Source organism: Pyramidobacter piscolens W5455 (genome assembly GCF_000177335.1).
Taxonomy (GTDB): Bacteria; Synergistota; Synergistia; order Synergistales; family Dethiosulfovibrionaceae; genus Pyramidobacter; species Pyramidobacter piscolens.
Window position 1 is genome coordinate 21,188 of record NZ_ADFP01000055.1, and the last position, 6,000, is coordinate 27,187.

General features: G+C 60.3%; 5 protein-coding genes. All 5 read left to right on the forward strand.

The features are described from left to right. Nucleotides 1-17 precede the first annotated feature (17 nt). The gene (locus HMPREF7215_RS05150; protein ID WP_009164633.1) at nt 18-443 is read left to right on the forward strand and encodes an OmpH/Skp family outer membrane protein; all 426 of its coding nucleotides are present in this window, start codon (nt 18-20) and stop codon (nt 441-443) included. Nucleotides 444-569: 126 nt separating this feature from the next. Beyond that, entirely contained in the window at nt 570-1,064 is a 495-nt protein-coding gene (locus HMPREF7215_RS05155) for an adenosine-specific kinase (protein ID WP_009164634.1), read from the forward strand. A 33-nt stretch (nt 1,065-1,097) separates the two neighbouring features. Then, on the forward strand, nt 1,098-2,453 hold the full coding sequence (radA, locus tag HMPREF7215_RS05160; protein ID WP_009164635.1) for a DNA repair protein RadA: 1,356 nt from the start codon (nt 1,098-1,100) through the stop codon (nt 2,451-2,453). A gap of 92 nt (nt 2,454-2,545) precedes the next feature. After that, entirely contained in the window at nt 2,546-5,056 is a 2,511-nt protein-coding gene (gene leuS / locus HMPREF7215_RS05165; RefSeq protein ID WP_009164636.1) for a leucine--tRNA ligase, read from the forward strand. Further along, nucleotides 5,057-5,971: a DNA polymerase III subunit delta gene (holA, locus tag HMPREF7215_RS05170; RefSeq protein WP_009164637.1), complete on the forward strand. Its 915-nt coding sequence runs from the start codon at nt 5,057-5,059 to the stop codon at nt 5,969-5,971. The last annotated feature ends 29 nt before the right edge of the window (nt 5,972-6,000 follow it).

Below are 6,000 nucleotides of genomic sequence, written 5' to 3' on the forward strand. Positions count from 1 at the left end.
CAAGGAGGAATTACCAAATGAAGAAGTTTTTCCGTGTCTTTACACTGCTTGCGGCTTTGACGCTAGCCATTGCCGGCGCGGCTTATGCCGATACAAAGATCGGCGTGGCCGACATGCAGAGGATCCTTTTCAATCATCCCAACTTTGAGCAGGTCAGCAAGAGGATCGAAGCGGTGTATCGTTCCAAGGAGCAGGAACTGAAAAGTGCCCTCGAAAAGGTCACCGACAAGAAGAAAGGCGCCGAGACGATCGAAGCCAAACGCCGCGAAGCCGCGCAGGAAGAGATGAAGCTCAAGGAGCCCATCTACAAGGAGATCCGCCAGGCCGTCCGCACCGTGGCCAAGAACAAGGGCTGCGACGTGGTTCTTGATTCTCAGGCCGTTCAGTTCGGCGGCGTTGATCTTACGGCCGACGTCATCAATGAACTGAAGAAAAAGAAGTAACTCTGGCACAATTGAAAAAAATATCCCGCGCCGAAGGACGCGGGATATTTTTTTGTCGCGATTTTACGGGCAAAGTTGTATGATTGAACAAGCTCTCAAAAAACGCTCGAAATGGAGGAGAATACGATGGCGGACATTCAATGGAACATTGTGCAGGCGGAGTTTCCGGCAGACTGCAACGTGATCGTCGGACAGAGTCACTTTATCAAGACGGCGGAAGACCTTTACGAAGTCATGGCGACCTCGGCGCCGGGCATGGAGTTCGGCGTGGCCTTCTGCGAAGCGTCGGGCGACTGCAAGATCCGCTACGAAGGCAACGATCAGGAGATGGTGGACCTGGCCGTGAAGAACGCCCAGACGATCGCCTGCGGCCATACGTTCTTCATCGTGCTGCGCAAGGCCTACCCGCTCAACGTGCTGGACCGCGTCAAAAACTGTCAGGAAGTGTGCCGCGTTTTCGCGGCGACGGCCAATCCGCTGCAGATCCTTGTCGCCCAGACCGAACAGGGACGCGGTATCGCCGGCGTGATCGACGGCTTTCCCCCGGCGGGCGTCGAAACGGCGGAAGACATCGAAGCGCGCCGCAATCTGCTGAACCGGATCATCGGCTACAAGCGTTAGCGTTTCCGGCTGCAAAAGGACTGAGGAGGAATCATGGCGAAAAAAGACGGCAAACGGTACTGCTGCATCGAGTGCGGCTATGTCTCCCTGGTCCCTTCGGGCAAATGTCCGCGCTGCGGCGCCTGGGGCACCTTGGAAGAGGAGATCCCCGTCGCGCCCAGCATGGCGGCCGCCGGCACGGCGAAGATTCTCACGCCGGTGGACATCAGCACGCTGGAACCGCCCGGGCGGCTTGCGTCCGGTTTCGGCGAACTGGACCGCGTGCTGGGAGGCGGCTGGGTGCCCGGCGGCGTCGTGCTGCTGGGCGGTCAGCCTGGCATCGGCAAATCGACGCTGCTGCTGCAGGTCTGCGGACACATCTCGGCGGCGGGGCGCCGCGTGCTCTACATTTCCGGCGAAGAATCGCCGTCGCAGCTGGGGCTGCGCGCCAAACGGCTGAAAATTCTTCACGACGGGCTCGACGTCTGCTGTCACACGGTCATCGACGACGCTCTGGCGCTGGCGAAGGACCACAGCCTGATCGTGGTGGACAGCGTCCAGGCCATGCGTACGTCGCAGGCTGAAGGCTGGCCTGGCACGCCCACGCAGGTGCGCGCCACGGCGCAGGTTTGCGTTAATTACGCCAAGGAACACGGCGTTCCCATGGTGCTGGTCGGGCACATCACCAAGGAAGGACGCATCGCCGGTCCCATGCTGCTGGAGCACATGGTGGACGCGGTGATTATGTTCGCTGACGACAATTCGTCGGTGTACCGCACACTGCGGGCCAGCAAAAACCGCTACGGCGGTACCGACGAAATGGGCATTTTCGAGATGCGCAGCGACGGGCTGACGGAAGTTCCCGACCCCAGCTATCTTTACTGGAATCGATCCGACGGCGCTGTGTCGGGCGTCGTCATGACCGTGATCATGGAAGGCTCGCGGCCGCTGGTGGCCGAAATCCAAACGCTGGCGAGCGAGAGCAGCTTCGCCTATCCCAAGCGGGCCGGCATCGGTCTCGGCGCCAACAAGATCGGCATGCTGCTGGCCGTGTTGCAGAGCCGCTGCGCTCTGCCTTCGCTGCGCGACGACATTTACTGCAACGTCGCCGGCGGGCTGGAGATCCACGACCCCGGCGCCGATTTGGCGCTGGCGGCGTCGATGGCTTCGGCGCTGACGGGGAAGAATGTCCTGTCCGAATGCTGCCTGATCGGCGAAGTCGGATTGGCCGGCGAAGTGCGTCCCGTTTCTGGTCTGGCGCAGCGTTTGCGAGAAGCGGCGCGTTTGGGTTTCAAGCGCGCCGTGGTCAGCTCACGCGAGGAGAAGCCGCAGCTCGACGCTGAGATCGAACTGATTCGCGTGCTTTCGGTCAGCGAAGCGCTGGCCCGTGCCAATGTGGTTGAGCCATAGTTTTTCAAAATTTTGTGAATAGATCCCGAAAAACTGCTATAATCGCGGTGATTTTTTCTTGTCGCAAGAATTTTCGAGGAGGAAGTTTCCACATGGAATACGATTTCAGGTCAATTGAAAAAAAATGGCAAAACTACTGGGACGAGCACAAAACCTTCAAGACGTTCGAAGATCCCGCGGTGCCTGACGACAAGCGCCGCTACGTGCTGGACATGTTCCCCTATCCTTCGGGAGCGGGTCTGCACGTGGGGCATCCCGAAGGCTATACGGCGACGGATATTTATTGCCGTTATCTGCGCATGAACGGCTACAATGTGCTTCACCCGATGGGATTCGATTCTTTCGGACTGCCGGCCGAAAACTACGCCATCAAGACGGGCACTCATCCCAAGGTGACGACGGAGAAGAACATCGACATTTTCCGCGCTCAGATCAAATCACTGGGATTCAGCTATGACTGGGACCGCGAAGTCTCCACCTGCGATCCCGAATATTACAAGTGGACTCAGTGGCTGTTTTTGCAGATATTCAAGAAAGGGCTGGCCTACGAAGCGCAGATCCCCATCAACTGGTGTCCTTCGTGCCAGACGGGACTGGCGAATGAGGAAGTCAAAGAAGGCCATTGCGAACGCTGCGGCCATCAAGTGCATCGCCGCAACCTGCGCCAGTGGGTGCTGAAGATCACGGACTACGCCGAGCGCCTGTTGAACGATGTGGACAAGCTCGATTGGCCCGAGCCGATCAAAATCATGCAGCGCAACTGGATCGGCAAGAGCGTCGGCGCTGAAGTGACCTTCGAGATCGAGGGCGGTCACGGCAATCTCAAAGTTTACACGACTCGTCCCGACACTCTTTTCGGCGTCACCTACATGGTGCTGTCGCCGGAACATCCGATGGTGGAGAAGATCACGACCTCCGCATGCCGCGAAGCGGTGCGGGAATACGTGCGCGAGGCCTCGCTCAAGTCGGAGCTCGAACGGACGGAACTGAACAAAGAAAAAACCGGCGTCTTCACCGGCGCGTATGCGGTCAACCCGTTGAACGAGCAGCGCGTGCCGATTTGGATCTCCGATTACGTTTTGATCTCCTACGGTACCGGCGCCATCATGGCCGTGCCGGCGCACGACGGCCGCGACTGGGAATTCGCCAAAAAATTCGGCCTGCCTATCGTCGAAGTCCTGAAAGGCGACGTGGACGTGCAGGAAGAAGTTTACGAAGGCGACGGCCCCCATGTCAATTCCGGCTTCCTCGACGGCCTTGGCATGCAGGAGGCAATCGATGCGGTCATTGCGTGGCTGGAAGAACATGGCAAAGGCAAAAAAGCCGTCAACTACAAACTGCGCGACTGGATTTTCTCGCGTCAGCGCTACTGGGGCGAACCCATGCCGCTGATCCATTGCCCGCACTGCGGCACCGTGCCCGTTCCCGAGGAGCAGCTGCCTCTGCTGCTGCCCGAGGTGAAGAAGTATGAACCGACTGGTACCGGCGAATCGCCGCTGGCCAACGTGGAAGAATGGGTGAACACGCCCTGCCCCGTCTGCGGCGCGCCCGCCCGGCGCGAGACCAACACCATGCCCCAGTGGGCCGGTTCGTGCTGGTACTATTTACGCTTCCTTGACCCGCACAACGACAAGGAATTTGCGGCCCGCGACACAATCGACTACTGGATGCCGGTCGACCTGTACGTAGGCGGCGCCGAACACGCCGTGCTTCACCTGCTGTACGCCCGCTTCTGGCACAAAGTGTTCTATGATCTTGGCCTGGTCAACACGGACGAACCTTTTGCCCGCCTCGTCAACCAGGGCATGATTACGTCCTTCGCCTATCAGCGTCCCGACAAATCCTTGGTCGCCGTGGATCAGGTGGAAGAACTTGCCCCCGACATGTTCGTCGAAAAGGGAACCGGCGTGAAGCTGGAGCGCGTCGTCGCCAAGATGTCGAAGTCGCTCAAGAACGTCATCAACCCCGACGAGATCGTCAAGAACTATGGCGCCGATTCGCTGCGGCTGTACGAGATGTTCATGGGGCCGCTGCAGATGTCCAAACCCTGGTCCACGCAGGGGCTTCAAGGCGTGTACCGCTTCCTCGAAAAGGTCTGGAAGCTGGGCGAAAAGCCCCTCAGCGACGAGCCGGTGCCGGCCGAACTGGAAAAGACGCTGCACCGGACCATCAAGAAGGTGAGCGACGATACGGCGACGCTGAACTTCAACACCGCCATTTCGCAGATGATGGTGCTGGTCAACGAAGCCGGCAAGGCCGACGTGTGCTACCGCGGCATGATGGACGTCTTCGCCCGTTTGCTGTCGCCTTATGCGCCGCATCTGGCCGAAGAGTTGTGGGCCAAGATCGGCAACGCGCCGTGCGTGTCGCTGGCGAAGTGGCCGGAGTATGACGAGAGATTGACTGTCAGCGAGACGGTGACGGTGCCCGTGCAGTTCAGCGGCAAAGTGCGCGAGAAACTCGAACTGCCGGCCGGGTTGGACAAAGACGCGCTGCTGGCCGCCGTCATGGCCGACCAGGCGGTCAAACGGCGTCTCGAGGGCAAAACGATCGTCAAGACTATCGTCGTTCCCGGAAAGCTGGTCAACCTGGTGGTGAAGTAAATGCCCGCGCTGGTGCTCATCGCGGCGCCGGCGGGCGCTCAGCCCCGCCTTCGCGCGGAAACGCTCTCCGCTTACGAAAAGAAAGGCTACGTGCTGGACCGGCGTCTGGAAACGGCCGCGTGGCCCGATTTGTTCGAAGAGGCTCTGACGCCGAGCCTCTTCGCCCCCCGGCGGATTTTCGAGGTCGACGACGGCCGGTCGCTGGGCGTTTTGCCCGACACGTACAAAAAATATGTCGAGCGCGGCGACGCCGACGTGATCTTTCTGATCCATTCCGACAAACCTTTGCGGAAGGAACTGGGCGACGTTTTCGAAACGGCCTTTTCCGTACCCTATGAAGCGGCGCCTTATTGGCCGAACCAGCGCGTCGGCTGGCTGCAAAGGCTTGCCCGCGCTTCGGGCTGCACTCTGGACGCCGCGGCGGCGGCGCTGCTGGCGGAGTGGATCGAAGACGAGGAAGAGCTGCGCAGCGAGGTGGACAAGCTGGCCAAAGCGGCGCCGAACAAGCGCATCACGGTGCAGCAGGTCAATTCCCTCTCCATGGACGAAGGCGGCAAAGGCGTGCTCAACCTGCTCGACGCCGTCGCCAAGGCCGACGTCGCCGCCGCCGTGAAAAGCCTCGCGGTCCTGCGCGAGGAAGGCGAACTGATCCCCGCGCTTGCGGCGGTGCATAAGCGCGTGCGCGGCGCCATGTTCGCGGCTCGCTTGGGCGATGCCGGGGCGGGAGCGGTGCATCTCACCAATTTTCAGACAAAGACGGCCCGCGCCATGGCGCAGACCTACGGCCCCGAACTCCTGTCGCTGTGGCTGGGCGAGCTGATCCGCCTGTCCTGGAGCGAGCGCAGCGGCGAGGGCGAAGGCTGGGAAGGGCTGGAAAAGCTCCTTCTCGCCGTCATGTCCCGCGCCGCGGGATAAGGGCCGAAAATCGAAAGGACAAAAACGCC